Raw genomic sequence first — 24,854 nt, 5'->3', positions numbered from 1 at the left:
CTTTAGCCCCTCGCCTCCGTCTTTGCGAGCCGCTAACCCGGCCCCATGGCCCGGGCCGATGCCGACACCCCGATGATGCAGCAATATCACCGCCTCAAGGCCGAGGCCGGTGACGCCTTGCTGTTCTATCGCATGGGCGATTTCTTCGAATTGTTCTTCGAGGACGCCAAGGTTGCCGCTGCCTGCCTCGATATCGCGCTGACCAAGCGCGGCGACGGGGTGCCGATGTGCGGCGTGCCTATCCACGCCGCCGAAAGCTACCTCGCGCGGCTGATCCGCGCCGGCCACCGCGTCGCCATCGCCGAACAGATCGAAAGCCCGGCCGAGGCCCGCAAGGCGCGCGGCTCCAAGGCGCTGGTCGAGCGCGCCATCGTCCGCTTGGTGACGCCGGGCACGCTGACCGAGGACACCCTGCTCGACAGCGGGTCGGCCAACTGGCTGGCTGCCGTCGGGCGGGTCGGCGAGGAATGCGCGATCGCGGCCTGCGACATCTCGACCGGGCGATTCGAACTGGTCGCCTGCAGCGGTCACGAGCTTGCGGCGGAGCTTGCGCGGCTTGGGCCTGCCGAGGTGATCGGGGCCGACCCGCTGCCCGGGATCGAGGCGCGCTGGAACCACGACGGGTTCGACAGCATCGCCGGCGAACGCGCGCTCAAGCGGCGGTTCGGGCTTGCCGATCTCGACGGCCTCGGCGGGCCCGGACGCGCCGAACTGGCCGCGGCCGGCGGGCTGCTTGCCTATCTCGACGCCACCCAGCGCGAGGCGACGGCGTTCCTCGGCCTTCCGCGACGGGTGCAGCGCTCCGCCCACATGGCAATCGATGCCGCGACCCGCGCAAGCCTCGAAATCTGCCGCACCGCCGAAGGCGCCCTTGCTGGATCCTTGCTGGGCGAGATCGACCGCTGCGTCACCGCCGCCGGGCGCCGCCTGCTCGGATCCGACCTCGCGGCCCCGCTGACCGACAGGGCCGCAATCGAGGACCGGCTCGACCTCGTCGCCTGGTTCACCGAGGAACCGATCCGCCGTGACCGCCTGCGCAGCGCCCTGCGCAGCCTGCCCGACCTCGGCCGAGCGCTCGGGCGGCTGGTCGCAGGACGCGGCGGACCGCGCGACCTGGCGGCCTTGCGCGACGGGCTGACCGGCGCGTCGGATCTTGCCGCCACCCTCGCTGCGCAGGCGCTTCGCCCGCGCCTGCTCGATGGCCTGTTGCCGCTTCTGGGCGGACACCAGGCGCTGACCGCGGAACTGGGACGGGCGCTGATCGCCAGTCCGCCGCTCGACGCAGCCAAGGGCGGCTTCATCGCCGAGGCCTATGATCCCGAACTCGACGCGCTCCGCTCCGCCTCCAGCGACGGCCGCCGCGCGATCGCCGAGCTCGAAAGTCGCTACCGCGACGCGACTGGCGTGTCGGCGCTCAAGATCCGCCACAACGCCGTGCTCGGCTATCATGTCGAGGTACCCGCCCGCTACGCCGACAGGCTGCTCGCGCCCGACAGCGGCTTCACCCACCGCCAGACCATGGCCGGCGCGGTGCGCTTCAACAGCCCGGCGCTGCACGAGGAAGCGAGCCGCGTGCTCGAAGCCGGCGGCCATGCCCTGACGCTCGAACAGACGCATCTCGCCCGCCTCACCGCCTCAGCCGTCGCCGAGGCCGCGCCGATCAGCGCGACCGCCGATGCGCTGGCCCGGATCGACGTCGCCGCGGCGCTTGCCGAACGGGCCGGCGAAGGCGGCTGGGTCCGCCCAGCGCTCGACGACACGCCCTGCCTGGAGATCGAGGGCGGCCGCCACCCGGTGGTCGAACGCGCGCTTGCGCGGGGCGGCGAGCGGTTCGTCGCCAACGATTGCTGCCTCGGGGCAAGCGACCGCCTGTGGCTGATCACCGGCCCCAACATGGGCGGCAAGTCGACCTTCCTCCGCCAGGTAGCGCTGATCGCGCTGCTGGCGCAGGCCGGCAGCTTCGTCCCCGCCGCCCGCGCCAGGGTCGGCCTGGTCGACCGCCTGTTCAGCCGCGTCGGCGCGTCCGACAATCTCGCCCGTGGCCGTTCGACCTTCATGGTCGAGATGGTCGAAACCGCCGCCATCCTCGCCCAGGCGACTTCGCGCAGCCTCGTCATCCTCGACGAGATCGGGCGCGGCACCTCCACCTATGACGGGCTCGCCATCGCCTGGGCGGTGGTCGAGGCGATGCATGACGAGGCGCGCTCGCGGACACTGTTCGCGACCCATTATCATGAGCTGACCCGGCTTGCCGGGCGCCTCCCCTGCCTGTCGCTGCACAACGTCCGCGCGCGCGAATGGAAAGGCGATCTCGTCCTGCTGCACGAAGTGGCCGAAGGCGCTGCGGATCGCAGCTACGGCATTGCCGTGGCCCGGCTCGCGGGCCTTCCGCCAGCGGTGGTGTCGCGCGCGAAATCGGTGCTTGCGAAGCTCGAAGCGGGCCGAGACGCGACTGGCGGGATTGCCGCGGGCCTCGATGACCTCCCGTTGTTCGCGGCGACCGCAACCACTCCCGAGGCCCCCGCCGACCCACTGGCCGACGCGCTCGGAGACATTGATCCCGATGCCCTCACCCCGCGCGAAGCGCTGGAAGCCCTGTACCGCCTGAAGGCGCTGTCTCAGCCACCGCTGCCGTAAAGGCCGATGCCGCCGAACATGGCGGTCAGCGCCGCACGTTCGGCCTGGTCGAGCGCCGGGTTCCACACCTCCAGCAGGAGGATGACCCGGGTCTCGTCGCTGTCGTTGAACGCCTCATGCTCGATCGAATCGTCGAACAGGATCGCCTTGCCGAACTCGACCCGGCGCTGGTGATTGCCGACCCGCAGGCGGCAGCCGTCGGGCACGATCAGCGGGATGTGGCAGATCAGCCGGGTGTTCAGCATTCCCCAGTGCGGTGGGATATGGGTCCTTGGCCGAAGCTGCGAGAACAGGATGTTGGGGGCCCGGCCGGGGATCATCGGCAGGGGCGCGGCCTCCAGCGCCTTCATGGTCGCCGGGCAGCGCGACGCATTGTCCGCGACCACCGCCCCGTCCTTCCACAGGTAAAGGGCGCTCCACCGCGGATCGTTGAGCAGTGCGTGCCCGCGGTTGGCGCGTGACGCGTCGCCTTGCACGTAGGGCGCGAAGGTCTCGTCGCCGAGCAGGGCCTCGACCTCGTCCCGCATGGCCGGCGCGGCCGCCTCCAGTTCGGCGATCCAGGGGTGGGCGGCGGGATCGTGGAAGGCGATCTGCGGCAGTCCGGGATAATAGAAACTGGTCGGCTGCTGTACGTGGACCGGCGCCTCGCCCTTGAGGATGGCGATCGCTTCGGTGAAGCGCTCGGGCCGCCGGTCGCCAAGGCCGGCGTTGCGAAGCTCGCTTTCCAAATGGTCGACGAACCGGCTTTGCGAGGACGCGATCAGCGCGCGTGCGCGCACCAGGCGCTCGGCCAGCGCGGGGGGCGGGTTGGCAGGAGCCTGCGACAACGCCAGCGACAGGAAGCTGACCGCCCCGCGATCGTCGCCCCGCTGTGCCACCATCTCGCCCTTGGCAAGCAGCGCCTGGACGAACCGCCCGTCACGCTCCAGCGCCTGGTCCAGCGCGGCTTCGCACCCGGGGTCGTCGCCCGCGACCCGCCGCGCTTCGGCCAGCAACAGCCACAACGGCGGCGGTGCGTCGGACCGGACTGCCTGACCCTCGAGAAAGGCGAGCAGGCCGGGATCGTTGCGGCGCAGGCGTTCGAGCGCCGAGGTGAGAACGGCCGGCCAGTCGTACACGCCATTCTCCTCCTCGCGCGGGTCGAGGGAGAGGCTAGCAGCGGCGGCTCGCGGTTCAAGGCGCAGTTGGCTACAACAAGGGCAATGGCCGAGCCGCAGACCTTGATCGAACTCCTCGCCGCCCATCGCGCCGAGCTTGCCGAGCGAGCGTTTGCCGAGCCGACCTGCGGGCGCGAGCATGCCGCCTTCGTCTCCGGTTTCACCGACAGCCTGGTCCGCCGCGCCTTTGCCGCTGCCCGGGCTGCTTATCCCAACCCCAACCCGTCGTCGGGCGAACGGGTCAGCCTGGTCGCGCTGGGCGGCTATGGCCGCGGCGAGATGGCGCCGTACAGCGACATCGACCTGATGTTCCTGACCCCCCACCCGCGCGCGCCCTGGTGCGAGCAGGTGATCGAGGCGACGCTCTACGCCTTGTGGGACGCCCAGTTGAAGGTCGGCCAGGCGATCCGCACCATCCCCGAATTGCTGCACCTTTCGCGAGAGGACATGACGGTGCGCACCGCCATGCTCGAATCGCGGCTGGTCGACGGCGACCCCGCCCTGTTCGAGGAAGCGACGCAGCGATTCCGCAAGGAGATCGTGACCGGCACTGCGGCCGAATTCGTCTCGGCCAAGCTTGCCGAGCGCGACGCCCGCCACGAGAAGTTCGGCGACAGCCGCTACCTGGTCGAACCCAACGTCAAGAACGGCAAGGGCGCGCTGCGCGACCTTCACACGTTGATGTGGGTCGGCCGCTACGTGCACGGCGTCAGCAGCCCGGCCGAACTGGTCGATGCCGGCCTCCTCACCCATGCCGAATATGCCCGCTTCGATCGGGCCGAGCGCTTCTTCTGGTCGGTGCGCGTCCTCCTCCACTGCCTTGCCGGCCGGGCCGAGGAGCGGATGAGCTTCACCCACCAGCGCGAACTGGCAAGCGCGCTTCATTATGCCGACCGCCCGGGCAAGAGCTCGGTCGAACGCTTCATGCACATGTACTTCCTGCAGGCCCGCAGCGTCGGCGACCTGACCGGCCAGTTCCTCGCGCAGCTCGACGAGCAGCTCGGCGCCAAGGGGCGGCGGTTCGCGCTGCCGACCTTCCTGCGCCGTCCGCGCCGGCTGGCCGGCTTCGTCATCAGCCGCGGCCGGCTGGCGTTGCCCGACGACGGGTTCCTGCGCGAAGACCCGCGGCGATTGCTCTCGCTGTTCGCCATTGCCGCCCGCGAAAAGCTCGAGATCCACCCCAGCGCGATGCGTGCCGCGACCCGCGATGCGCGGCTGGTCGAGCAGGTCCGCGACGATCCCGAGGCCAACGCCCTGTTCCTCGAGGTGCTGACCGCACGCGACCAGCCCGAACTGGTGCTGCGGTGGATGAACGAGGCCAATGTGTTCGGCCGCTTCGTCCCCGACTTCCGCCGCGTCGTCGCGCAGATGCAGTTCGACATGTACCACCATTACACTGTCGACGAGCACACCATCCGCGCGGTCGGGCTGCTTGCGGCGGTGGAGCGCGGAGAGCTGGCCGAGGACCATCCGCTGGCCACCGCACTGTTCCGCCAGATCGGCTCGCGCAGGGTGCTCTACGTCGCGGTGCTGCTCCACGACATAGCCAAGGGCCGCAAGGGCGATCATTCGATCCTCGGCGAAGCGGTCGCGCGAGAGCTGTGCCCGCGCTTCGGCCTCGATCCCGGCGAAACCGACACAGTGGCATGGCTGGTCCGGCATCACCTGCTGCTCAGCCACACCGCCTTCAAGCGCGATCCTGCCGATCCCAAGACGATCGACGACCTAGTCGCCACGGTGCAAAGTCCCGAACGCCTGCGCTTGCTCTTGATCCTGACGGTAGTCGACATCCGCGCCGTCGGCCCGGGCATCTGGACCGAGTGGAAGCGCAAGCTGATCCGGACCCTGTACGAATTCGCCGAGGAACGGCTGCGGCTCGGCTACAAGCAAAGGGGCCGGACCGAAGAGATCGAGATGCGCCGCCAGCAACTCGCCCGCGCGCTCGGGTGGGAGGAGGGGCTGGCCCAGGCCCATGCGCGGCGGCTGCCCGACAGCTACTGGATCGCCGAGCCGCCCGACTGGATCCTTGACAACGCCCGGCAGATGGCGCGGTCGGACGCCGTGGCCGGCACGGCCGAGCCGTCGGTCAGGATCGAAGCGGGTCCGGAGGGCGCGACTCGGGTCACCGTCTATGCGCCCGACAGGCCGGGCCTGTTCTTCCGCATCTCGGCCGCGCTGGCGGGAGCGGGGGCCGGGATCGTCGACGCCCGGATCCACACCACCCGCGATGGCATGGCGCTCGACAACCTGCTGGTGCACGACCGGCAGGGCAGACCCTATCCCGACCGCCGCCGGCGGCAACGCCTGGCCCGGGCGATCGAGGCGGCGCTTGGCGACGGGCCCTTGCCCGCCCTTCCGGACGAAGGGCCCTCGCCCGTGTTCGAGATCGCCCCGTCGGTCACCATCGCGGAAGGCGCGTCGCGACGCTTCACCGTGGTCGAGGTCCAGGCGGCCGACCGCCCTGGCCTGCTCGCCGCGCTGGCTGGCGCCATCTTCGAAGGCAGCCTGACCATCCATTCGGCCCATATCGCGACCTATGGCGAGCGGGCGGTGGACGTCTTCTACCTGACCGGCGCCAACGGCGAGAAACTGTCCGCGGCGGAGGTCGCACGGGCGAGGCCGCGGCTGCTCGCCGTCGCCAGCCACCGCCCCGCCAGCGCAGCGGCCGCCTAGCCCTGCAAAAACAAGGGCCCCGCGGTTGCCCGCGGAGCCCTTCCCCCTGTCACACTATTTGGCGCGCCGGCTTAGAGCCGGGTGCGCAAGGTCAGACCATAGGTGCGCGGTTCGGCCAGGAAGGCGCCGAACAGCTGGTTCGAGCGGGCGTAGAAGCCCTGGCGAACGCCGCGCTCGGTGCCCGAGCCCTGGGCGAACGCGTCGAACGCGACCTGCAGATATTCTTCGTTGAAGATGTTCTGCGCCCACAGCTCGACCGCCCAGCGGCGATCGGGGCCTTGGATGCCGATACGGCCATTCACCACGGTGTAGGACGGCTGGACCTTTTCGAGGTCGAGGTCCGAACCGGTGTTGAAGGCCGACTGGTGGCGGGCATCGACATAGAAGAGAGCGCGCACGCCGCCGTCGGTGATCCGCGGATTGAAGCTGATCGAGCCGGTGCCGACGAACGAGCTGCTGTTCGACAGGCGACGGCCAGGCAGCTGGAACAAGGCGTTCGTCAGCGGACGGCCGCCGCTGCCGATCAGGTTGTTGGCGTAGCGGGTGTTGACCACCGTCCCGCCGAGATTGACCGCGACGTCCGTGGCCGGGCGGGCGAACACTTCCACCTCGACACCGCGGCTGCTGACACCGGGCTTGGTATCACCGGTGCAGGCGCCGGTGGTCGGGCTGTTGTCGCGATCGGCACCGCCGAGGTCGGTCTTACAGGCGTTGATGTTCTCGACGATGAAGCGGGTGCCGTCGAAGGTGTTGAGCTGGAAGTCCTCGAACTTCTGCAGGAAGGCGGCGACGTTCACGTCGATGCCACGGCCGTTGAACTTGCCGCCGATTTCATAGGCGTTGTTGATCTCGGGCGCGAACTGCAGCGAGGCGAGCGTCGCGCTCGCCAGCACCGGGCCGTTGTTGTTCTGCCGGGCAAGACCCGCACGATCGAGGTTGAAGCCACCCGCCTTGTAGCCGCGCGAGTAGCTGGCATAGGCCAGCAGGCTGTCGGTCGGCTTGTAGCTGACCACCGCGGTGCCCGAGAATTCGCTTTCCTTGCGCTCGCTCTCGGTCGGGTTGAAGCTGCCGTTCGGAACCGACGGGTTGAAGCAGGGAAGCTGCTGCAGCGCCGCCAGCGGGCTGCCGAGCAGGGCGCGGCAGATCACGTTGTTGTCGCTGAAACTTGCGTCGAGGGTCTTAGTCTCGCGGGTGTAGCGCAGGCCAAGGGTCAGCTTCAGGCGGTCGGTGACGTCGAAGATGTTGTGCGTGAACAGCGCGAGGTTGTTGGCCTTCTGGTTGTACACGTCCAGCAGGCCGACGTTGTTCAGCGTCGCGGTCGGGATGCCGAGCGCGGCGGCGATGCTGCCGAACCCGGGCCGCGCCGGATTGGCGGTGATCGCACCCAGCAGGCTGATGTTGGTGCTGAGCGCGATGATCCGCGGATCGGTGGTCGGGACGCCCGCAGCCAGCAGCGCGGCGCGCTGTCCGACCAGCTGGGTCACCGCGCCGCCAACGACGGCGGTGTTGATGCAGCTCGACCCGACGATCGGGCTCGGTGCCAGCGCCTGCGGAAGAGCGTTGTTGATCAGGAGGCAGTTGGCGAACCGCTCATAATCCGAACCGAAGCTGAGGTTGTCCGACACCTTCAGCTTCTCGTTGGCGTAATAACCGCCGACCAGCCAGTCGAGGCGGCCACCAAAGGCTTCGCCCTGAAGGCGCAGTTCCTGGGTGAAGGTCTTGAACTGATTGTAGCTGTTGCCGTCCGCAGCGCGGTGCAGGATGTCGAGGTTGTTGTAGTCGGCGTCGGTCCCGCGGGTCCACTTGTTGTAGCGGTAGGCGGTGATCGAGGTCAGCTCGGCGGCGCCGAAGTCATGCACCACTTCGCCCGAAGCGCCCCAGTCCCTGACATCGCTCTGGAAGCCGAAGCCCGGGGTCCAGGTCGCGCGGCGGGCATAGGGGTCGTCGTTGATGACGGCACCGAGGGCCTGGAGCAGCGGCTTGGCGGTCGAGGCGGCACGGCCGGCGGTGGTGGCGTCCGAGGCCGGCAGGTACGGCGCGGCGCAGCACGCCTCGTCGCGATCTGCAAAGTCGCCGATCAGGCGGATCGAGGTCGCGTCGCTCGGCTGGAACAGCAGCTGGCCGCGAAGCAGGTAGCGATCGCGGTCGTTGACGTCCTCGCCGGTGATCGAATTCACGATGAAGCCGTCGCGCTTCATGTACACGCCGTCGACCCGGGCAGCGAGGCTCGAGCTGATCGGGCCGGTCACGCCGAGTTCGACACGGCGGCTGTCGTAATTGCCGACATCGAGCTGGCCGTTGACGCCGAACTGGAAGCGCGGCTTGGCGGTGATGACCGAGATGATGCCGGCCGACGCGTTGCGTCCGAACAGGGTGCCCTGCGGACCGCGCAGCACTTCGACGCGGTCGATCTGGCCGAGTTCGGTCAGGCCGACGCCGGTGCGCGAGCGGTAGACGCCGTCGATAAAGGTCGCGACCGAGCTTTCGAGGCCGGGGTTGTCGCCGACGGTGCCGATGCCGCGGATACGGGCAACGCCCGCGCCCGCTTCGGACGAGGTCGAGGACACCTGCAGCGAGGGCGACAGCTGCTGGAGCTGGCGAAGGTCGCTGGCGCCCGAATTCTCGAGGCTTTCCGCAGTGACGGCGCTGACCGCCAGCGGAACGTCGGAAAGGGCTTCGTTACGGCGGGTCGCGGTGACGACGATGTCACCGGCATCGCCGCTCTGCTGCGCCTGCGCGCTGTTGTCGACCGCGCCTGCCTCGGCGGTTGCGCCGTCGGTCGGCTGGGCACCGGACTGATCGGTGTCGGTCGACTGGGCGAACGCCGGAGTCGTGATGGCGAACAGGCCGGCCGAAAGCAGCCAGATGGACTTGCGCATGAGGAACCCCTCCCAAAGAAACTGGTGAGAGCGGCCTAGAGCAGCCGCGCCTCACTTGGGAAGCGGTGCAACAGTGTCAGCAGACGTAAGAAAAGCGGATGTTACCAAGCAGCAACATCATGCGGTGCAGCAAAATTAAATGCTGCACCGCACACTCCGTCTTCGTTATTGTTTCAGGCTAGAACTAATTCTGCACGAAGGTGTTGCTTTGCCTGCGTGTTTTACTTGGGCGACAACACCATCAGCATTTGTCGGCCTTCCATGCGCGGATGCGCCTCGACCTTGGCGATTTCGCCGGTCTCGGAAGCCACTCGCTGAAGCACCGCCATGCCGAGCTGGCCGTGCGCCATCTCGCGGCCACGGAATCGCATGGTGACCTTGACCTTGTCACCGTCGCCCAGGAACTCGACGACCTTCTTCATCTTGGTCTCATAGTCGTGGTCGTCGATGTTCGGACGCATCTTGATCTCCTTGATCTCCTGCGTCTTCTGGCGCTTGCGCTGCTCGTTGGCCTTTTTCTGGGCTTCGTACTTGAAGCGGCCGATATCGAGGAACTTGGCGACGGGCGGATCGGCGTTGGGGCTGATCTCAACCAGATCGAGGCCGACTTCCGCCGCCTGCTCGATCGCTTCACGTGTATACATCACGCCGAGGTTCTCGCCATTCTCGTCGATCACCCGCACCTTCTGGCTTTGGATGAACTCGTTGTAGCGAGGACCGGAAAGCTGGGGCGGCGCCAGAGGGCGCCTCATTGGCGGACGTATAACGCAATCTCCATTAGTAATTGGACGAGGGTGCCAGCTAGGCGCTTCGCTGCCACGTGGAAAGGGGCAGGACGGCGACCCGTGCATTTTGTGGCGCCCTGTGGCGGCGTGGCGTCAATCCCACCCCTCGTCGCTCACGGTGACCACTCCTACATAGGGAGCCGGAGAGAATATTACGATGCTTGAGTTTCTGGGCGGCCTGCTGCTGTTTTTCCTGACCATCATCCTGCTCACCATCTGGGTCGGGATTCGGCTCGCGCGGCGCTTGATGCGCTCCGCACGCGGCTTTGCGGCGGGCTTCACGCAAGGAGTGCCGGGCTTGTCCGCGCTTCCCGATCCGCGCTGGGCGCGCCTCGCCGCGCTTCTCGACCGCCGCCAACGCGAGCAGGCCCGCCTCGCCCGGGAACGGATCTCCGCGCTGCTGGCCGAGCGGCAGTCGGCGGCGCTGACTCCCGAGGAGGCGCAACTGATGATCAGCTGCGAGAAGCGCGTGCCGGAGCTGATCGACACTTGCCTCGACCGGTGCCGCTCAGCCCGCCCCAACGAACGCTGTGATTATGCCACGCCAACGCTGGAACGGCTGGTCCGCATCGGCGAGGAAGCCGAGGCCGCCCGGGCCGCCATCCGCGCCCGCGACGACGGCCGCCTGCTGACCATGCACACCTATTTCGACACCGTCGCGGGCAGCCGCGGGAAAGATCAGTCGCCCGCCGTCAGGTGAAGCTGCACCAGCGGATAGGGGCGCCCCTGCGGATCCCGCTCCGAGCGGCCGGTCACCCTGAACCCTCGCGCCAGATAGAAGGGCAGCGCATTGTCGGCCTGCTCGCTGGCTTCGACCCGGGTCGCCCCGAGCGCGATGGCATGGCGGAGCAGGGCGGTGCCATGCCCGCGCCCATGCTCGGCCGGGTCGACGAACAGCGCGTCGATCTCCTCGCCGTCCAGCACCACGAAGCCGACCGGGCGATCGGCGGCGTCGACCGATAGCCACAGTTCCGCGTTCGGCAGGTATTCGGCGGCGACCATGGCGTCGATCTCGGCGCGGTCGGCCGGGGTCAGGAAGCCGTGCGTGGCGTCCACTGCATCGCGCCAGATCTCCAGCGCGCGCGGCACGTCGGCCGGCCTGCCGCGCCGAATGCTCACCTGAGATCGGGCGGCGTCGCCTCGGCGCGCAGCATGGCAATCGCCTCGTCGAGGCTGAGCACCTGCTGGCGCTCCTCGCTGCCAAGGCGGCGGACGGCGACGGTGCCTTCCTCCGCCTCGCGCTTGCCGACCACCAGCAGCAGCGGGACCTTGGCCAGGCTGTGCTCACGCACCTTGTAGTTGATCTTCTCGTTGCGCGTATCGGCCTCGACCCGGAAGCCGGCCGCCTGGAGCTTGCCCGCAACCTCATTGGCATAGCCGTCCGCGTCCGACACGATCGTCGCCACCACCGCCTGCACCGGGGTCAGCCACAACGGGAGGTTGCCGGCGAAATGCTCGATCAGGATGCCGATGAAGCGCTCGAACGTGCCGAGGATCGCGCGGTGGAGCATGACCGGCCGGTGGCGCTCGCCGTCCTCGCCGACATAGCTGGCGTCCAGGCGCTCGGGCAGTACGCGGTCGGACTGGATGGTGCCGACCTGCCAGGTCCGGCCGATCGCATCGGTCAGGTGGAATTCGAGCTTGGGTGCATAGAAGGCACCCTCGCCCGGCAGTTCTTCCCACCCGAATTCCTCGGTCGCGCGGCCGCTGGAAACCACCGCCTCGCGCAATTCGGCCTCGGCCTGATCCCACATCGCCTCGCTGCCGAAGCGCTTGTCGGGGCGCAGCGCGAGCTTCACCGCATATTTGTCGAACCCGAGATCGCGGTAGATGCCGTCCAGCAGGTCGCAGAAATCGCGGACCTCCTGCACTAGTTGGTCCTCGCGGCAGAAGATGTGCGCATCGTCCTGCGTGAACTGGCGCACCCGCATGATGCCGTGCAGCGCGCCGTGCGGCTCGTTGCGGTGGCAGCAGCCGAACTCGGCCATGCGCAGCGGCAGGTCGCGGTAGCTGGTGATGCCCTGCTTGAAGATCAGCACGTGGGCCGGGCAGTTCATCGGCTTCAGCGCCATCCACTCGGCATCGTCGCTGACCAGCGGGCCCTCGTCCTCGGTGTTCGGCACCTCGTCGGGGATGACGAACATGTTCTCGCGATACTTGCCCCAGTGGCCGGACTTCTCCCACTGGCGGGCGTCCATCACCTGCGGGGTCTTGACCTCGAGATAGCCCGCGGCGTCGAGCTTGCGGCGCATATACGCCTCGAGCTGGCGCCAGATCAGGAAGCCCTTGGGGTGCCAGAAGACACTGCCATGCGCCTCGGCCTGGAGGTGGAACAGGTCCATCGCCTGGCCCAGCTTGCGGTGGTCGCGCTTGCCGGCTTCCTCCAGTCGGGTGAGGTGCTCGGCCAGCTGCTTCTTGTTGAGCCACGCCGTGCCGTAGACGCGCGACAGCATCGGGTTCTTGGGGTCGCCGCGCCAATAGGCGCCCGACACACGGGTCAGCTTGAACGCCTGCGGGTCGAGCTTGCCGGTCGAGGCCAGGTGCGGGCCGCGGCACAGGTCCATCCACGCGTCCTCGCCCTTGCCGGAGCGATACATGGTGATGGTCTGGTCGGCCGGAAGCTCCATCACCCATTCAGCCTTGAAGCGCTCGCCGGTGCGGGCGAAGAAGTCGCGCACGTCCTCGCGGTTCCACACTTCGCGGATCAGCGGTTCATCGGCGGCGATGACCTTGCGCATCATCTCCTCGATCGCCGGCAAATCCTCGTCGGTGAACGGACCGCGGTCGGCGGCTGGCGCGAAGTCGTAGTAGAAGCCATCGTCGGTGGCCGGACCGAAGGTGATCTGGGTGCCGGGGAACAGCTTTTGCACCGCCTCGGCGAGGACGTGGGCATAGTCGTGGCGGACCAGCTCCAGCGCATCCTTTTCGTCGCGCGCGGTGATCAGCGCGAGCTCGGAATCTTCCTCGAACGGGCGCATGATATCGCGCACCTCGCCGTTGACTCGCGCGGCGAGCGCGGCCTTGGCGAGGCCCGGGCCGATGGCCGCGGCGACGTCGGCCGGGGTCGAGCCCTCCGGCATCTCCCGCACGGTGCCGTCGGGAAGCGAGATTCGGAACATCTTGGACATGCGCCCGCCCTTAGCGGCTGCGCCGTGCGATGTGCACCCCCATCCGGCGAGCGGCTATTCGGCGGGCGCGATCGGCAGCGTCGCCGCGGTCCTACCGATCCCCGGCGCCAGCATCCCGACCTGCGCGCGATACTCCTCATAGTCGCGCCCGAATACCGCGATCAGGTCCTTCTCCTCGGCCCTGATCGCCAGCAGCATCCAGGCCGACATGCCCGCCGCGAACAGCAGGTGCCCGGCGGTCATGTGCGGCGTCGCCCAGAAGGCGATGAAGAAGCCGCTGTAGAGCGGGTGGCGGACGAACCGGTAGAAGAAGGGCTGGCGGAACTGCGGTGCCGCCGCCGCGCGGTCACGCAGCGCGAACCATGCCTGCTGCAGGCCGAATAGCTCGAAATGGTTGATCAGGAAAGTGCTCAGCAGCACGATCCCCCAGCCCGAGGCGAACAGCGCCCACAGCAGCGCCGCCCCAGCGGGATTGTCGACCTGCCAGAGGGTCGTCGGCATCGGCCGCCAGCCCCAGAACAGCAGGATCAGCATCAGGCTCGCGGCGAGCACGTAGACGCTGCGCTCGGCGGCCGGCGGGACGATCCCGGTCCACCAGCGCTTGAAGCCTTGCCGCGCCATCGCGCTATGCTGCAGCCCGAATAGCGCGATGAGCCCGAGGTTCACGGCCAACGCCGTCGCGGGCGCCGCTTCCGGGCCGCGGTCAATCGTGACCGGGACGATCGGCAAATCGCCGACGAAGGCGATCAGATACAGGAAAGTGGCGAAGAATACGGCGTACGCGACAAGGGCAAAGCCCATCTGCACCATGCGTGCCATGTCGACCTCCCGACGGGGAAGTTCAAAAGCTACCATGATCGAGGTTAAGTGAGAAGACGCGTCTAGCGCCTGAGCTCGCCCATCGTTATCGGTACGGCGCAGCCCGCGACGCGGCGATCCACCGCCATGAAGGTCTGGGCCGTCGGCAGGTCGCCGAGTTTGCGCGGGCCGAGCTGTTCGCCCTGCTTGCGGGCAAGGCTCATCGGCGTCTCGGGGCAGCGCTCGTCGGCATAAGGATTGCTGACCGGCATCGGCGCGGCAGGCCGCACAGGCGCGGGCGAGGCGGCGCCAAGCAGCGGCAGCGCGACAAGGATGACAAGGGCACGCATGACAGGGTCCTCCTGCCGATGCTTATACCACGCCTACGGTCAGACCGTGAAGCTTTCCCCGCAGCCGCAGCTGCCCTTGGCGTTGGGATTCTCGAACACGAAGCCGGCGGTGAAATCGTCCTCGCGCCAGTCCATCACCGACCCGATCAGGTACAGGATCGACCCGCCGTCGACGTAGAAGGTGCCGCCCGGGGTCTCGATCTTCTCGTCGAACTTGTCCTCGGCGGTGACGTAATCGACCGAATAAGCAAGGCCTGAGCAGCCCCGGCGCGGGGTCGACAGCTTGACCCCGATCGCATCGGCCGGCGCCTGCGCCATCAGCTTGGCAACGCGTTGCTCGGCGCCCGGCGTGAGGGTGATGGCGGCGGGGCGCGGACGCCGGGTGGCGGTGGTCGCTTCCATCACAGCATCCCCAGTTCGAGCCGCGCTTCGTCGCTCATCTTGCTCGGATCCCACGGCGGATCCCACACCAGCTTGACCTCGGCATCGCGGACGCCGGGGACTGACAGCACGCGGATCTCCACCTCGCCCGGCATCGACTCGGCGACCGGGCAGTGCGGGGTGGTAAGTGTCATCAGCACGGTCGCATCGCCGTCATCGGTGACCGAGACGTCGTAGATCAGCCCAAGCTCGTAGATATCGACCGGGATTTCCGGATCGTAGATAGTCTTGAGCGTCTCGACGATCGCCGCCTGGAGCTCGCTTCCGGATTCACCCACCGGCGGCGCGACGGGTTGTTCGGACAGGAAGCCCGCCAGATAATCGCGCTTGCGCCCAAAGGTCTCCGCCGGGGTTTCCAGCTCGACCCGCGCCTTGGGCGGCGACGCGACCGCGTCGACTTCCTCGGTTTCGATCTTGCGTTGTTCGTTCATCCGAAGATCCGCTTCACTTTCTGGAGGCCTGCGACCAGCGCCTCGATGTCCTGGCTGTCGCTATGCGCCGCGAAACTTGCCCGGCAGGTGGCGGGAACGCCGAGCAATTGCATCAGCGGCTGAGCACAATGATGCCCGGCCCGGATCGCCACGCCTTCGTCGTCGAGGATGGTGCCGACGTCGTGCGGATGCACATCGACGACCTCGAAACTGACGATGCCGGCGCTGTCCTCGGGCCCGAATAGCCGCACAAAACCGAGCCCGCGCAGGGCCTCGCGGCACTCGGCGACGAGCGCCGTTTCATGCGCGTGGATGCGGTCGACGCCGATGCCCTCGACCCAGTCGATCGCCGCGGCGAGGCCAATCCCGCCGACGATGTGCGGCGTGCCGGCCTCGAACCGCTGCGGCGGGGGCATGAAGGTGGTGCGCTCGAACGTGACCTGGTCGATCATCGCCCCGCCGCCCTGCCACGGCGGCATCGCGTCCAGCAGCGCCTTGCGGCCCCACAGCACGCCGATCCCGGTCGGACCGTACAGCTTGTGGCCCGAGTAAGTGTAGAAATCGGTGCCGCTCGCCGCGACGTCGATCGCGACGCGCGGTGCCGCCTGACAACCGTCGAGCAGCAGCAAGGCACCCCTGGAATGCGCAATCTCCGCTGCGCGCTTGGCGTCGAGGATCGAGCCGAGCACATTCGACACATGCGCGAAGGCGACCACGCGATGCTGTTCGCTCACCATCGCCTCGGCCGCGTCGAGGTCGATGCGGCCGTCGGCGGTCAGCGGCACGACGTCGATTGCGTAGCCCGCCAGCTGCCACGGCACGATGTTGCTGTGATGCTCCAGCGCCGACAGGAGCACGCGGTTCCGGCCTTCCTGGGGCAGCATCGAGGCCACGAGATTGATCGCCTCGGTCGCGCCGCGGGTGAAGACCACCTCCTCCGCCGCACCGCCGATGAACCTTCCCGCACGCGCCCGCGCCGCTTCGTAGGCGAGCGTCATGTCGGCGCTGCGCTGATAGACGCCGCGGTGCACGCTGGCGTAGTCGCGGGCATAGGCATTGGTGATCGCGTCGATCACCGCCTGCGGCTTCTGCGCGGACACGGCACTGTCAAGATAATGCCAGCCGGCAATCGCCGGAAACTGGTCGCGGACGTCGAGCGGCGCGGCGATGGGAGCCTGGACGTTCACCGCGCCACCTCGCGCAGCAAGCGGCGCGTCTCCGCCACCAGCTCCTCGCGGCGATCCTCGGGCGCGTCGTCCCACAGTTGCAGCACGAAGCCTTCGAGCAGCAGCGCCTTGGCACTGGCCGGGTCGAGGCCGCGCGACAGGGCGTAGAACAGTTGGTCGGGATCAAGTTCTCCGACCGAGGCGCCGTGTGCGCACTTCACGTCGTCGGCGTAGATCTCGAGCTCGGGCTTGCAATTGGCGGTCGCGCCGCGGTCGAGCAGCATGGCTTTCACCGACTGTTCGCCATCGACCTTCTGCGCATGCCGCGCGACCGCGACCTTGCCGAGGTAGGAGCCGGTGGAGGTGCCGGCGAGCACGCTGCGGACGACCTGGTTCGAGGTCCCTTCGGGCTCGACGTGGCGAACGACCGTGACGATCTCCTGCGTCGCCTTTCCGCCGGCGATGTTGGCGGCGTGGAGGTCGAAGTGGCCGCCCTGATGCACCGTCACATCGACCTCGATCCGGCCATATTCGGTGCAGCCGTTGAGCGCGAACAGCGACAGGGTGGCGCCCGTCTCGACGATCACGGCGGCGCGGTGGATCTCGACCGGCTCGGCCCCGGCGATCAGTACGTGGTGGTGCTGCTCACCCGCCGGAATGACGATCTCACGCGGCGCGGCAAGCTCGTGCCACACGCGGTCGAGCGCGGCGAAGTCGGCGTAGCGCCACGCCTCGTCCTTGCGGGTGGGAAGGGTGGCGACGCTCATGCGACCTCGGCGTAGCCTCCGCGCTCCAGCTCATGCGCCAGCTCGGGACCACCCGAGCGGGTGATCTGGCCGGCGGTCAGCACATGGACGCGGTTAGGCTGCACATAGTCGAGCAGGCGCTGGTAGTGGGTGATGAGCAGCACGCCGCGATCCGGCGCGCGCATGATGCGATTGATCCCCGCGCCGACGATCCGCAGCGCGTCGATGTCGAGGCCGCTGTCGGTCTCGTCGAGCACCGCGAAGCGCGGGCGCATGATGCCCATCTGGACCATCTCGGCCCGCTTCTTCTCGCCGCCCGAGAAGCCGACGTTGACCGGCCGCTTGAGCATTTCGACGTCCATGCCCAGCTCGCCCGCTTCGGCCTTGGCGAGGCGGATGAATTCGGCGCCGCTCAGCTCGGCTTCGCCGCGCGCACGGCGCTGGGCATTGAGGCTCTCGCGGATGAACTGCATCGAGGAGACGCCGGGGATTTCGACCGGATACTGGAAGCCGAGGAACAGGCCGGAGGCGGCGCGCTCGTGTGGCTCCTGGGCGAGGAGATCGGCGCCGTCGAGCGTGACCGAGCCGGCGGTCACCTCATAGCCCGGCCGACCGCCGAGCACGTAGGCAAGCGTCGACTTGCCCGCGCCATTCGGCCCCATGATCGCATGCACCTCGCCCGCCGGAACGGAGAGGGTGAGGCCGTTCAGGATCGGCTTGTCGGCGACGGTCGCGTGGAGGTCGGTGATGTTAAGCAAAGCGCAGTCCTAGAACTTGAGGTGGGAACTTCAGCTTCAAAAGCGCATAATCTTCCACGCACCCGATTGAGATCTGAAACAGACTCTCAGAGTGGCTTAATCGCCAACCTGAGCACTCTGTATTACCGTCCACAAAGGTCGAAACCGCGCCAAAGAACTCGGGATCTGTCACCGTGATACGAGATGGAAAAGAGTTGCTCACCCCACGCTCCCCTCGAGGCTAATTCCAAGCAACTTCTGCGCTTCGACCGCAAACTCCATCGGCAGCTGCTTCAGCACCTCCCGCGCGAAGCCGTTGACGATCAGTGCCACCGCCGCTTCCTGGTCGAGCCCGCGGGCCATGGCGTAGAACAATTGATCTTCGCTGATCTTCGACGTGGTCGCTTCATGCTCGATGGTCGCGGTCGGGTTCTTGACCTCGATGTAGGGCACGGTGTGCGCGCCGCACTGGTCACCCAGCAGCAGGCTGTCGCACTGGGTGAAGTTGCGGACATTCTCCGCGCCCGGCAGCACCCGCACCAGCCCGCGATAGGTGTTGTCGCTGCGTCCGGCGCTGATACCCTTGGACACGATGGTCGAGCGGGTGTTCTTGCCGATGTGCACCATCTTGGTGCCGGTATCGGCCTGCTGGCGGTTGTTGGTCAGCGCGACCGAATAGAATTCGCCGACACTGCCGTCGCCCTTGAGGATGCAGCTTGGATACTTCCAGGTGATCGCGCTGCCGGTTTCGACCTGCGTCCAGCTTACCTTCGACCGCGCGCCCGAGCACATCGCCCGCTTGGTCACGAAATTGTAGATCCCGCCGACGCCCTCGGCATTGCCCGGATACCAGTTCTGGACAGTGGAGTATTTCACCTCCGCATCCTCGTGCGCGAAGATCTCGACCACCGCCGCGTGGAGCTGGTTCTCGTCCCGCATCGGCGCGGTGCAGCCCTCCAGATAAGAAACGTACGACCCCTTGTCGGCGACGATCAGGGTGCGTTCGAACTGGCCGGTATTCTCGGCGTTGATGCGGAAATAGGTCGACAGCTCCATCGGGCAGCGCACGCCCTCGGGGATGTAAACGAAGGTGCCGTCGCTAAAGACCGCGCTGTTGAGGCAGGCAAAGAAGTTGTCGCGCTGCGGAACGACGCTGCCGAGGTATTTGCGGACGAGGTCGGGGAATTCCTTCACCGCCTCGCTGATCGAGCGGAAGATGACGCCGGCGCGGTCCAGCTCCTCACGGAAGGTGGTGGCGACCGACACGCTGTCGAACACCGCGTCCACCGCGACCTTGCGCGCGCCTTCGACCCCGGCGAGCACTTTCTGCTCCTCGATCGGGATTCCGAGCTTTTCGTAGGTGCGGCGGATTTCGGGATCGAGCTCGTCGAGCGAGGCGATGGTCGGCCGCTGCTTGGGCTCGGCGTAATAATAAGCGTCCTGGTAATCGATCGCCGGGATGGTCAGCTTGGCCCAGTCGACCTCCTCCATCTCCAGCCAGGCGCGATAGGCCTTGAGGCGCCAGTCGAGCAGCCACTCGGGCTCGCCCTTCTTGGCGCTGATGAAGCGGACGGTGTCCTCGTTCAGCCCCTTGGGCGCAAAGTCGGACTCGATGTCGCTGACGAAGCCCCATTCGTAGGTCGCCAGCTTGTCGGCCGCGTCATGGGCTTCCTGGTTCTTGATGGTGGTCGCTTCGTTCATGCGTCTTCCATGCGGCGCTCAGACGCCAATTGCTCAAGAGTGACCCCGGCCAGCGCCTCGCGCACGGTCCGGCTGACGATGTTCATGTGCGGCTTCAGCTTGCAGCGGCTGTCGAGCGCGCAGTCGCTGACCTCGTCCGACCCGCTGCACTGGGTCATCGCGATCGGCCCTTCGACCGCCTCGATGATGTCGGCCAGCGTGATCGCCTGCGGATCGCGGTTGAAGGCGAACCCGCCGCCGATCCCGCGAGTCGCCGTCAGCAACCCCGCGCTACCGAGCTTGCCCAGCACCTTCTGCGTGGTCGGGAGCGGCAGGCCGGTGTCGGCCGCCAGCGCGGACGCACTCAGCCGATCGTCGCCCGGGCGGGCAGCGGCGGCGGTCAGGATCACGACCGCATAGTCGGCGAGGTGGGTCAATCGCATAGTGGAGTGTTCCGGTCCTATTTAGGCCGGAACACTCCGATTCACAACCGCCCGAAGGGCTAGGCCCCCGTGCGGGCGATCCACTCGTCGACGCGGGCTTCCAGCATGCTCAACGGCATCGATCCGGCGAGCAGGATGGTGTCGTGGAACTGGCGGTCGTCATATTTGGCACCGAGCTGGGTCTTGGCCTTGGCCCGAAGCTCCTCGATCTTCAGCTTGCCGATCATGTAGGCGGTCGCCTGGCCCGGATAGACGATGTAGCGCTCGATCGCCTTCACGATCCCGCCCTTGGCGTCGGCGCTATTGTCCTCGACATATTTGATCGCCGTCTCGCGGCTCCACCGCTTGTGATGGATGCCGCTGTCGACCACCAGCCGGATCGCGCGGTGAAGCTCGAGTTGGAGCCGACCGAAATCGCGATACGGGTCTTGGTAGAGGCCCATCTCCTTGCACAATTTCTCAGCGTAGAGCCCCCAGCCCTCGTCGGTCGCGGTGTAGCCGCTGAACTGGCGGAACGGCGGCACCTCGCCCTTGCCGAGTTCGCTCAGCAGAGCGCCCTGCAGGTGGTGGCCGGGAATGCCCTCGTGGCAGAACAAAGCCTCGACCTCGGTCGAAGGCATGTCCTTCATGTCGTAGAGGTTGACGTAATAGGTGCCGGGGCGCGAGCCGTCGGGCGGGGGATCGTTGTAGAACGCCTTGCCCGCGCTTTTCTCGCGGAACGGCTCCACCGGCTTGATCAGCAGCGCGGTCTTGGGCAGCCGCCCGAAATAGCGCGGCAGCGCGGCCTGGACCTGCGCCTGCGCCCTCAGGCTCTCGTCGAGGTACATCTGCTTACCCGCCGCGGTGTTCGGGTAATAGAAGCGCTTGTCCTCGCGCATGAACTTGAAGAAGTCCTGCAGCGAGCCCTTGAACCCGGTCCGGTCCTTGAGCGCGCTCATCTCGCCGTGGATGCGCGCGACCTGCGCGAGGCCAAGGTCATGGATCTGGTCGGGCGTCAGCTCGGTGGTGGTGTAGAACCTGGTCCGCGCCTGATATTCCGCCGCACCATTGGCGAAGCGCCAGATGCCGTCGTCGGTCTTCGCCTTGGCCTGCTGCGCCTGCATCGCAGTGATGACCCGCTGGTAGGCGGGCTTGAGGTCCCGAACCATCGCGGTCCGTCCGGCGTCGAGCAGGCGGGTCTTGGTCGCCTCGTCGGTCTGGAGCTTGCCGACCTTGGTCTTGAAATCGGCCCACAGGTCGTTGTCGGCTCCGCGGTCGAACGGTGCGCCGCGGATGAGGTTGCGGCTGTCGGCGATGACATAAGGGTAGACCCACCTGGGCGCGAGCACGCCATTGGCCTCGCGCGCCTTGGCCTCGGCGATCGACTGGTCGAGGAACTTGGCGATGGCCGAGATGCGGCTGACGTAGGCCTCGGCGTCGGCGACGTTGTCGACCTTGTGGATGTTGATCAGGAACGCCGGCCCGTCGCTCTGCGCGCCGTTCATCTGGTCGAAGATCAGGCCGTTCTTACGAAACGGCCGCACCGAATCGCTGCGGGCGATGCGATATTCGAACAGGTCGTAGCTAAGCTGGTCGTCCGGGCTCAGCGAGGCGCGCGGGAACTTCGCGCGCATCTCCGCGAGATAGCGCTGGTCGAGCGCCCGGTCGCGCTCGTCGGCGGCGTCGCTGACCTCGTCCCACTTGCCGTAATCCGCGTCCTTGATCCCGCGATACGCCTTGCTCAGCGGCGACAGCTCGAGATTCGCCTTGTCATATTCCTCGAAGAAGGCGGCCAGTTCGGCATTGCGCGCGGGGATCGGTGCGGGGGCCACCGCAGCGGCTTCGGGCGGCGCGGCCTCGGGCGGCGGCGCGATCAGCGGGTCGGGGGTGGTGGTGGCGCAGGCGGCCAGCAGCGCGGTGGAGGCGAGCAGAAGAAGGTGCTTCAAGTCGGACCTTTCCGGTTGGTCACGCCGGGGTTGACCCGGCCGGCGCCTTGCTTCTTGGCTTGGACCGGACCCCGGCTCAAGGCCGGACACGAATCCTTTCGACCAACAGCGGGAAGTCATGGCCCTCTACCCCCTTGTCCGCCCGCTTTTCTTCAGCCTCGACGCCGAGCGCGCGCATGGGCTCAGCATCGCGGCGTTGAAGGCGCTTCCGGCCCGCACGCCCCCAGCGTTCGATCCGGTCCTGGCGAGCGAGGTCGCGGGCGTGCGCTTTCCCTCGCCGGTCGGGCTGGCCGCCGGCTATGACAAGAATGCCGAGGTGTTCGGTGCGATGCTTGGGCAGGGCTTTGGTTTCGTCGAGGTCGGAACGCTGACCCCCAAGGCCCAGCCCGGCAACCCCAGGCCGCGGATGTTCCGGCTGGTCGAGGATGCGGCGGTGATCAACCGCCTAGGCTTCAACAATGGCGGTCAGGACGCGGCGCTCACCCGGCTCAAGGCGCGGCGGGGCGGCGGAATCGTCGGGGTCAATATCGGCGCCAACAAGGACAGTCCCCACCGCATCCGAGACTATGCCGAGGGCGTGCAGCGGATGGCGCCGGTCGCCGACTACCTGACGGTCAACATCTCCTCGCCCAACACGCCGGGCCTGCGCAACCTGCAGGCTGGCGGCGAGCTTGGCGAATTGCTGGCCGCGGTGCGCGAGGCGCGGGGCGCGGCGCTCAAGCGTCCGCCCATATTCCTCAAGGTCGCGCCGGACCTCGAGGACGGCGACCCGATCCGCATCGTCCGCGCGGTCGCCGATCACGGGATCGACGGGATCATCGTTTCCAACACCACGATCAGCCGCCCGCCACTCTCATCCCGGCACCGCGACGAGACGGGCGGCCTGTCGGGTGCCCCGCTCGCTGCCCTGGCGATGCATCAGCTCAAGGCCTTTTATGCGGTCACTGGCGGGCAGGTCCCGTTGATCTCGGCCGGCGGCATCGCGACGCCCGACGAGGCATGGCAGCGGATCTGCGCGGGCGCCAACCTCGTCCAGCTCTATTCGGCAATGGTCTACGCCGGGCCGGGCATCGCCCGCGGCATGGCGCGCGGTCTGGTCGAGCGGCTTGCCGCCACCCGCTTTTCCACCCTTGCCGAGGCGGTCGGATCTAGCGCCTGACCGGGGTTCGCGCCTGGTCGATCAGCACCACGCCTTCGCGGCGGCGGTCGAACCCGCCATCGATGCTGCCATCGGGCCGCACCATCACCGCGTGGACGCCGCTGTCCTCACCCTGCCCCGGCTTCAGTGCCACACCCCTGGCGGCCAACCCGGCGACCACCCCCGCCGGGAACTTGTCCACTTCGCCGCCGAAGCCGTTGCCGCGTGCGACAAGGTTGGGAAGGTCGATCGCCTCCTGCACCGGAAGCTTCCACAGCAGAGCCCCGGTCATCGTCTTGCCGACGTAGGCGAGGATCGCGCTTCCGCCCGGGCTTCCGAACGCGCCCGCAAACCTTCCCTGGCCGTCGAGCAGGATCAGCGGCGTCATCGACGAGCGCGGGCGCTTGCCCCCGGCCACCGCATTGGCCGCCGGCCGCCCATCCGCCTCGGTCGGCGAGAAACTGAAGTCGGTCATCTGGTTATTGAGGAAGAAGCCGTCGACCATCCGTCCGGAACCGAAGATGCTCTCCACCGTGGTGGTCATGCTGACGACGTTGCCGGCGCTGTCGCCTACAATGAAGTGGCTGGTCCCGGCCGGCTCGAGCGTCCGGTCGGCTCCCACCGACACCGCACCCGGCGGCGTTCCGGCGACCGGCGGAGGACCGGCCGACCGTCCGATCAGCGCCGCGCGCGAAGCGACGTAAGCGGGATCCAGCAGGCCATCGACCGGCACCGTCACGAACGCCGGATCGGCGACATAGCGGTCGCGGTCGGCGTACATCAGGCGCGAGGCTTCGGCGAACAGGTACCAGGCCTGCGGATCGCTCGGGCCGCGAGCCGCAATGTCGGTCCGGCCGAGCATCGCCAGCAGTTGCAGCGTCGACACCCCGCTCGACGGGGGCGGGGGGACGCAGGCGGTGTAGGCCTGCCATTCGCGGCACAAGGCGTCGCGCCGGACCGGGCGATAACGGGCAAGATCGGCCATCGTCATCGACGATTCGAATGGTCCCTGCCGGACCCGCTCGACGATCCGCGCCGCGGTCTCGCCCTTGTAGAGGACGTCCGCGCCGCCGCTCGCCAGCCGCCGCAGGAAGCGGGCATAGACCGGGTTGCTCAGGCGATCGCCGACCTTCAGCCGGGTGCCGTCGGGCTTGCTGAAATATTTCACCACGTCGGGCGCGGTCAGCTGCGGATAATCGCCGCCCAGCATCCGCCCCAGCCGCGGGCTGATGGTGAAGCCCTGTTCGGCCAGCACCGCCGTCCCCTCGAACAGTTCGGACCAGCGCAGGCGCCCGTGCGCGCGCTGCACCGTCTCAAGCATCCTGAGCGCGCCCGGAACACCGGTTGCCCGCCCGCTCAGCACCGCAGTGGCGAAGGGAAGCGGCTTGCCGTCCGTGCCGATGAACATCGTCGGGCTGGCACCGGCCGGGGCGGTCTCGCGCCCGTCATAGACGATCACCTTGCCGGTCCGGGCGTCGAAATAGGTCATGAACGCGCCCCCCCCGAGCCCGCTCGATTGCGGCTCCACGAGGCTCAGCGCGGCCTGCACCGCGACCGCCGCATCGGCTGCGCTTCCGCCGCGCTGGATCACGTCCATCCCGGCCTTGGCCGCAAGCGGGTTGGCGGCGATCACGAAACCGGGGCGTACCGGCTCGGCAGCCTGCTGCGGGACGGTGGCGCAAGCAGCAGCGAACAGGGCGGCAAGCGGGGTCAGGAGGATGCGAAGGCTCATGGGGCTCC

20 protein-coding genes are annotated in these 24,854 nt (G+C 67.8%); 4 read left to right on the top strand and 16 right to left on the bottom strand.

Annotation, left to right across the window (positions count from 1 at the left end; translation table 11 throughout):
- Positions 1-45: 45 nt before the first annotated feature.
- Entirely contained in the window at positions 46-2,637 is a 2,592-nt protein-coding gene (mutS, locus tag GGQ97_RS03795) for a DNA mismatch repair protein MutS (RefSeq protein WP_245197846.1), read from the top strand.
- Here mutS and GGQ97_RS03790 read toward each other — a convergent pair.
- A complete protein-coding gene (locus GGQ97_RS03790) occupies positions 2,619-3,935 on the bottom strand; it encodes an aspartyl/asparaginyl beta-hydroxylase domain-containing protein (protein ID WP_245197845.1) in 1,317 nt (438 codons plus the stop codon). The genes mutS and GGQ97_RS03790 overlap by 19 nt on opposite strands.
- On the opposite strand from GGQ97_RS03790, the gene GGQ97_RS03785 reads away from it, so the two are divergent.
- Positions 3,858-6,467 carry a [protein-PII] uridylyltransferase gene (locus tag GGQ97_RS03785; protein WP_245197844.1) on the top strand — a complete coding sequence of 870 codons (2,610 nt, stop codon included), beginning with the start codon at positions 3,858-3,860 and terminating at the stop codon, positions 6,465-6,467. The genes GGQ97_RS03790 and GGQ97_RS03785 overlap by 78 nt on opposite strands.
- A 71-nt stretch (positions 6,468-6,538) precedes the next feature.
- Here the strand turns inward: GGQ97_RS03785 and GGQ97_RS03780 are convergent, their stop codons facing one another.
- Positions 6,539-9,346: a TonB-dependent receptor gene (locus tag GGQ97_RS03780; RefSeq protein WP_168067711.1), complete on the bottom strand. Its 2,808-nt coding sequence runs from the start codon at positions 9,344-9,346 to the stop codon at positions 6,539-6,541.
- A 221-nt stretch (positions 9,347-9,567) separates the two neighbouring features.
- Entirely contained in the window at positions 9,568-10,098 is a 531-nt protein-coding gene (gene infC, locus GGQ97_RS03775) for a translation initiation factor IF-3 (protein ID WP_168067710.1), read from the bottom strand.
- Positions 10,099-10,288: 190 nt separating this feature from the next.
- On the opposite strand from infC, the gene GGQ97_RS03770 reads away from it, so the two are divergent.
- The gene (locus tag GGQ97_RS03770) at positions 10,289-10,831 is read left to right on the top strand and encodes a hypothetical protein (RefSeq protein ID WP_168067709.1); all 543 of its coding nucleotides are present in this window, start codon (positions 10,289-10,291) and stop codon (positions 10,829-10,831) included.
- Here GGQ97_RS03770 and GGQ97_RS03765 read toward each other — a convergent pair.
- The 12 genes from GGQ97_RS03765 to GGQ97_RS03710 form a co-directional block, all read right to left on the bottom strand.
- On the bottom strand, positions 10,810-11,250 hold the full coding sequence (locus GGQ97_RS03765; RefSeq protein ID WP_168067708.1) for an acetyltransferase: 441 nt from the start codon (positions 11,248-11,250) through the stop codon (positions 10,810-10,812). The genes GGQ97_RS03770 and GGQ97_RS03765 overlap by 22 nt on opposite strands.
- A complete protein-coding gene (gene thrS / locus GGQ97_RS03760; RefSeq protein ID WP_168067707.1) occupies positions 11,247-13,259 on the bottom strand; it encodes a threonine--tRNA ligase in 2,013 nt (670 codons plus the stop codon). Before thrS ends, GGQ97_RS03765 begins: the two co-directional genes overlap by 4 nt.
- A gap of 54 nt (positions 13,260-13,313) precedes the next feature.
- Entirely contained in the window at positions 13,314-14,078 is a 765-nt protein-coding gene (gene mddA / locus GGQ97_RS03755) for a methanethiol S-methyltransferase (RefSeq protein WP_168067706.1), read from the bottom strand.
- A gap of 62 nt (positions 14,079-14,140) precedes the next feature.
- The gene (locus GGQ97_RS03750; RefSeq protein ID WP_168067705.1) at positions 14,141-14,407 is read right to left on the bottom strand and encodes a hypothetical protein; all 267 of its coding nucleotides are present in this window, start codon (positions 14,405-14,407) and stop codon (positions 14,141-14,143) included.
- A 39-nt stretch (positions 14,408-14,446) separates the two neighbouring features.
- Complete coding sequence (locus GGQ97_RS03745) at positions 14,447-14,809, bottom strand: HesB/IscA family protein (RefSeq protein WP_168067704.1); 363 nt, start codon at positions 14,807-14,809, stop codon at positions 14,447-14,449.
- Positions 14,809-15,279 (bottom strand): SUF system Fe-S cluster assembly protein, encoded by a 471-nt coding sequence (locus tag GGQ97_RS03740; RefSeq protein WP_168067703.1) that lies wholly within the window; start codon positions 15,277-15,279, stop codon positions 14,809-14,811. The genes GGQ97_RS03745 and GGQ97_RS03740 overlap by 1 nt, the downstream gene beginning before the upstream one ends.
- Positions 15,276-16,466, bottom strand: a complete 1,191-nt coding sequence (locus tag GGQ97_RS03735; protein WP_168067702.1) for a SufS family cysteine desulfurase — start codon at positions 16,464-16,466, stop codon at positions 15,276-15,278. Before GGQ97_RS03735 ends, GGQ97_RS03740 begins: the two co-directional genes overlap by 4 nt.
- The gene (locus GGQ97_RS03730; protein WP_168067701.1) at positions 16,463-17,212 is read right to left on the bottom strand and encodes a SufD family Fe-S cluster assembly protein; all 750 of its coding nucleotides are present in this window, start codon (positions 17,210-17,212) and stop codon (positions 16,463-16,465) included. The genes GGQ97_RS03735 and GGQ97_RS03730 overlap by 4 nt, the downstream gene beginning before the upstream one ends.
- The gene (gene sufC, locus GGQ97_RS03725) at positions 17,209-17,949 is read right to left on the bottom strand and encodes a Fe-S cluster assembly ATPase SufC (RefSeq protein ID WP_168067700.1); all 741 of its coding nucleotides are present in this window, start codon (positions 17,947-17,949) and stop codon (positions 17,209-17,211) included. The genes GGQ97_RS03730 and sufC overlap by 4 nt, the downstream gene beginning before the upstream one ends.
- Before the next feature lie 198 nt (positions 17,950-18,147).
- Positions 18,148-19,629, bottom strand: a complete 1,482-nt coding sequence (gene sufB, locus GGQ97_RS03720) for a Fe-S cluster assembly protein SufB (RefSeq protein ID WP_168067699.1) — start codon at positions 19,627-19,629, stop codon at positions 18,148-18,150.
- The gene (locus GGQ97_RS03715; RefSeq protein WP_168067698.1) at positions 19,626-20,051 is read right to left on the bottom strand and encodes an SUF system Fe-S cluster assembly regulator; all 426 of its coding nucleotides are present in this window, start codon (positions 20,049-20,051) and stop codon (positions 19,626-19,628) included. The genes sufB and GGQ97_RS03715 overlap by 4 nt, the downstream gene beginning before the upstream one ends.
- Before the next feature lie 59 nt (positions 20,052-20,110).
- On the bottom strand, positions 20,111-21,976 hold the full coding sequence (locus GGQ97_RS03710) for a DUF885 domain-containing protein (RefSeq protein WP_245197841.1): 1,866 nt from the start codon (positions 21,974-21,976) through the stop codon (positions 20,111-20,113).
- Positions 21,977-22,094: 118 nt separating this feature from the next.
- Here GGQ97_RS03710 and GGQ97_RS03705 point away from each other — a divergent pair, with 118 nt between their 5' ends.
- Positions 22,095-23,135, top strand: coding sequence for a quinone-dependent dihydroorotate dehydrogenase (locus GGQ97_RS03705; protein ID WP_168067696.1), 1,041 nt, complete (start codon positions 22,095-22,097; stop codon positions 23,133-23,135).
- On the opposite strand, the gene GGQ97_RS03700 is transcribed toward GGQ97_RS03705, so the two are convergent.
- Entirely contained in the window at positions 23,125-24,846 is a 1,722-nt protein-coding gene (locus tag GGQ97_RS03700) for a gamma-glutamyltransferase family protein (protein WP_168067695.1), read from the bottom strand. The two genes, GGQ97_RS03705 and GGQ97_RS03700, sit on opposite strands and share 11 nt — an antisense overlap.
- Positions 24,847-24,854 lie beyond the last annotated feature (8 nt).

This window comes from Sphingomonas kaistensis (assembly GCF_011927725.1).
GTDB lineage: Bacteria > Pseudomonadota > Alphaproteobacteria > Sphingomonadales > Sphingomonadaceae > Sphingomicrobium > Sphingomicrobium kaistense.
The sequence above is the reverse complement of the archived record's forward strand: the minus strand, read 5'-3'. Positions and strand labels throughout refer to the sequence as shown.